This window comes from Nevskiales bacterium (assembly GCA_035574475.1).
Taxonomy (GTDB): domain Bacteria; phylum Pseudomonadota; class Gammaproteobacteria; order Nevskiales; family DATLYR01; genus DATLYR01.
On the sequence record DATLYR010000136.1, the window covers coordinates 1 to 4,741 of the forward strand.

At 66.7% G+C, this 4,741-nt stretch carries 3 protein-coding genes; all 3 read left to right on the plus strand.

The window, feature by feature from the left end; genetic code table 11:
• Positions 1–3,175: transcription-repair coupling factor (gene mfd, locus VNJ47_07955; protein ID HXG28767.1), on the plus strand; the 3,175-nt coding region annotated here is incomplete at its 5' end.
• 130 nt (positions 3,176–3,305) lie between these two features.
• Positions 3,306–3,965, plus strand: coding sequence for a CsiV family protein (locus VNJ47_07960; GenBank protein ID HXG28768.1), 660 nt, complete (start codon positions 3,306–3,308; stop codon positions 3,963–3,965).
• A gap of 52 nt (positions 3,966–4,017) precedes the next feature.
• Entirely contained in the window at positions 4,018–4,512 is a 495-nt protein-coding gene (locus VNJ47_07965) for a hypothetical protein (protein ID HXG28769.1), read from the plus strand.
• The last annotated feature ends 229 nt before the right edge of the window (positions 4,513–4,741 follow it).

Consider the following 4,741-nt stretch of genomic DNA (forward strand, 5'->3'; position numbering starts at 1 on the left):
CATCCTGTCCGAGCGGCTGGCGACGCTCTACCGCCTGCCGCGGCTGGGCAAGGGCCTGGTGATCGTCTCCGCCGACACGCTGCTGCAGCGCCTGCCGCCGCGCGAGTACCTGGACGCGCGCGCCTTCCTGCTCAAGACCGGCGACCGGCTCGACCTGCCTTCGCTGCGCACGCGACTGGCCAAGGCCGGCTACCAGGGCGTGTCCGAGGTGCAGGCGCACGGCGAGTTCGCGGTGCGGGGCGCGCTGCTCGACATCTACCCGATGGGCAGCCGCGAGGCCTATCGCATCGACCTGTTCGACGACGAGGTCGAATCCATTCGCAGTTTCGACCCGGAAACCCAGCGCTCGATCGGGCGGCTGGACGAGATCCGCGTGCTGCCGGGACGCGAGTTCCCGCTCGACGACGAGGGCGTGCAGGGCTTCCGCCGCCGTTACCGCGAGCGCTTCCCCGGTGACCCGAGCCGCAGCCGCATTTATTCGGACGTCAGCCAGGGGCTGGCGAGCGCCGGCATCGAGTCCTACCTGCCGCTGTTCTTCGAGCGCACCGACGGCCTGCTCGACTACCTGCCGGACAATGCCCTGCTGGCCTGCGTCGGCGATGTCGTGTCCGCGCTGCAGCAGGACTGGCAGCAGATCGGCGAGCGCTATGAGCAGCACCGCGGCGATCTCGAGCGCCCGCTGCTGCCGCCCGAGGAGGCCTTCGTGCCCTGCACAGCGCTGCTCGAGCGCCTGCAGCAGCGGCCGGGCGTGTGGATCGATCCGCCCGGCGACGGCAGCCTGCCCGTCGTGGACTACACATCAGACACCTCCGCGCTGCCGCCCGCCCCGGCCGACCCCGCCCGCGCGGCCGCCGCGCTCGAGGCCTGGCAGACAGATTTCGGCGGGCGTGTACTGCTCAGCGCCGAATCCGCCGGCCGCCGCGAGGCGATGCTGGAACTGCTGGCGCCGGCGGGCTTGCAGCCCGTCACCGTTGCCGGCTGGCAGGCTTTTCTGGATTCATCCGCTGCGCTGGCCATCTGCGAGGCGCCGCTGGAACAGGGCCTGGTGCTGGAGCAGCCGCGGCTGGCGCTCATCACCGAGGCGCAGCTGCTCGGCACTCGGCCGCCGACCCAGCGCCAGCGCAAGGCGGTGCGCGATCCCGAGGCCATCCTGCGCGACCTCACCGATCTCGCGCTGGGGGCGCCGGTGGTGCACCAGGACCACGGCGTTGGCCGCTACCGCGGCCTGCAGTACCTCGACACCGGCGGCATCTCCACCGAATTCCTGACCATCGAATACGCCGGCGGCGACAAGCTCTACGTGCCGGTCTCCGCGCTCAACCTCGTGCACCGCTACAGCGGCAGCGAGCCGGAGCTGGCGCCGCTGCACCGCCTCGGCAACGACCGCTGGCAGAAAGCCAAGGAAAAGGCCGCCGAACGGGTCCGCGACGTCGCCGCCGAGCTGCTGGAGATCCAGGCCCGGCGCGGCGCGCAGCAACGCCAGCCCTGCCGGCTGGACGAGACCGACTACCGCCGCTTCGCCGCCGGCTTTCCCTTCACCGAGACCGCCGACCAGCTCAAGGCGATCGAGGCCGTGCTGGCCGACCTGCAGGCCGAGCGGCCCATGGACCGCGTGGTCTGCGGCGACGTGGGCTTCGGCAAGACCGAGGTCGCGCTGCGCGCCGCCTTCCTCGCCGCGCAGAACGGCCGCCAGGTCTGCGTGCTGGTGCCCACCACCCTGCTGGCGCAGCAGCACTATCGCAATTTTGCCGACCGCTTTGCCGACTGGCCGCTCAAGGTCGCGGTGCTCTCGCGCCTGCGCACGTCCAGGGAACAGAACCAGCTGCTCAAGGAGCTGGCCGACGGCAAGATCGACATCATCATCGGCACGCACCGCCTGCTGCAGGACGACATTAAGTTCAGAAACCTGGGCCTGGTGATCGTGGACGAGGAGCACCGCTTCGGCGTGCGCCACAAGGAACAGCTCAAGAAGCTGCGCGCAGAGGTGGACCTGCTCACGCTCACCGCCACGCCCATCCCGCGCACGCTCAACATGAGCCTGTCCGGACTGCGCGACCTCTCCATCATCGCCACGCCGCCCACGCACCGGCTGTCGGTCAAGACCTTCATCGGCCAGTGGGACCCGGCCACCATCCACGAGGCCTGCCTGCGCGAGATCAAGCGCGGCGGGCAGGTGTACTTCCTGCACAACCACGTCGAGGACATCGAGAAGGTCGGCCGCGAGCTGCAGGCCATCGTGCCGGAGGCCACGCTGCGCATCGCGCATGGGCAGATGCGCGAGCGCGAGCTGGAGCAGGTGATGCTGGATTTCTATCACCGCCGCTTCAACCTGCTGTTGTGCACGACCATTATCGAAAGCGGCATCGACGTGCCGACCGCCAACACCATCATCATGAACCGCGCCGACCGCCTGGGCCTGGCACAGCTGCACCAGCTGCGCGGCCGCGTCGGGCGCTCGCACCACCGCGCCTATGCCTACCTGATCGTGCCGCACGAAAAGGCGCTCACCGACGACGCGCAGAAGCGCCTCGAGGCCATCGCCGCGATGGAGGAACTGGGCGCCGGCTTCATGCTCGCCACCCACGACCTCGAGATCCGCGGCGCGGGCGAGCTCTTGGGCGAGGACCAGAGCGGCCAGATCGAGGAAGTCGGCTTCGAGCTGTACACGCGCCTCTTGGAACGCGCGGTGCGCGCCATCAAATCCGGCAAGCTGCCGACTGCGAACCTGGACGCCGAGCACGAAGCCGAGGTGGATCTGGGCGTCTCCGCCCTGCTGCCGGACAGCTACCTGCCGGACATCCACACGCGCCTGATCCTGTACAAGCGCATCAGCAGCGCGCGCACGGAGGACGAACTGCGCGAGCTGAAGGTGGAGCTGATCGACCGCTTTGGCCTGCTGCCCGAGCCGACCGAAAACCTGTTCCGCGCCGCCGCGCTGCGGCTCAAGGCCAGCGCACTGGGCATCCGCAAGCTCGAGGCCGGCGCGCAGGGCGGGCAGATCGTGTTCAACCCGGAGCCGCGCGTAAACCCGGCCACGATCATCAAGCTGATCCAGCAGCACAAGGACGTGTACAAGCTGGACGGCCCCACCCGCCTGCGCTTCCGCCTGGGCCTGGAGAAGGCCGAGCAGCGCTACAAGATGGCCGAGGATCTGCTGGCGCGACTGGCGATGTAGGAGCGCGCCCTGCGCGCGACTCTGCAGCTGTCATTTCGAGCGTCAGCGAGAAATCCCCCTGGCATTCCCACTCTGCCCGGGCTGGCGAAGTACGTTGAGCGAAACGCGCCATTTCCGCTAGGCTGCAGCCATGCGCATCTGGCGAAGACTGCTCTTGTTTGCCCTGCTCTTGCCGGCGACGGCGGCGGCCGACTACCGCGTGGATCTGATCGTCACCCTCGACCGCAACGCGCCACCCGACGTCGCCATGACCCACGGCCGCCCCGCGCAGCCGCCGCAGGTGAAGGCCGCCGTTGACCTCAGCGACCGCGCCAGCCTGCAGCGCGCCGGCATGAGTCTGCTGCCGGACGCGCAGTTCGGCCTCGACACGGAATGGCGCAAGCTGCGCAACTCGCGTTTCAAACCCATCCTGCGCCTGGCCTGGCGCATCGCCCAGCGCCCCACCGCGACCGCCGTGCGCTTCAAGGATGATTTCCATTACCTCGTGCAACCGCCCGCCGATCCCACCGGCCTGCCCACCGGCCAGCAACCATTCGAATTGCCGCGCCTCGACGGCACGCTGCTGGTGCAGCAGAGCGGCGGCCTGCGCGTGACGCTGGACCTCGACTACCACCTGTCCGTCAACGCCCCGCCGGCCGAACACCCGCGCGCCAGCGCGCCGCTGCCGGTCAGCGCCGGCGAACTCGCCAGGCTGAGCCTGCACGCCGAAAAGCGCGTCAACCTCGGCCAGGCGCAGTTCTTCGACCACCCGCTGCTGGGGGTGTTGCTCAAAGTCAGCACCGCCAACTAGTGTGGTGCCCGCAATTATCTATAAGGTGTCACAGCTCAATCAGTTAGAGCGCATGAAAGCCCCAAGACTGCATGAGGATCCTGCTCGCACTACGCCTCACGGGCTAATCCGCTATGCGTCCGAGTTCTACGCCGCAGCAGTAGCGGTCGATGACAGCCTAGACAAGAAGCAGGGCTACGAAATTTTCGCGCCGGTGCCGGTTATGTTCTTAGCCGGCCAATCGATCGAACTCTCGCTCAAGGCATTCCTTCTCGCCAAAGGTATAGATCTGCGTGCGTTACGTCTGCAGTATGGTCACAAACTCTCGTCATCGCTTCAGAGAGCGAAGAAGCTGGGATTGGGCGACATAGTTGTCTTGACCGATACTGACGAATCAGCGATCGCAGTACTGGACCCTTTGTATTCGAGCAAGCAGTTGCAATACATCATCACAGGAGTGAAGACATATCCAATTTTTGGTCCGCTTGAGGAAGCGACTCGTAAGTTGTTGGAGGCGGTAGCTGTGTTCGTTGACTATCCGCCGCATCGGTTGCCGCATGTGCCCTAACACCACGCTGGTTCCGACTCGCAAAAGCGAGGCGCTTTTGCTCGCAGCACAGCGTAGGTATTAGCGATCACAAGAGCCCAGCGATAGGATTCGGTGCGAAGATCCCGTACCGAAGAGGTGGCACGTTATGAAAGCTAAGCAATTCGACAAAAATTTTGACGACGGCGTGGATATTTCCAAGTCCCTTGACCTTTCCAAGGCGCGGAGACCGCTGCAAGAACAGCGGCGG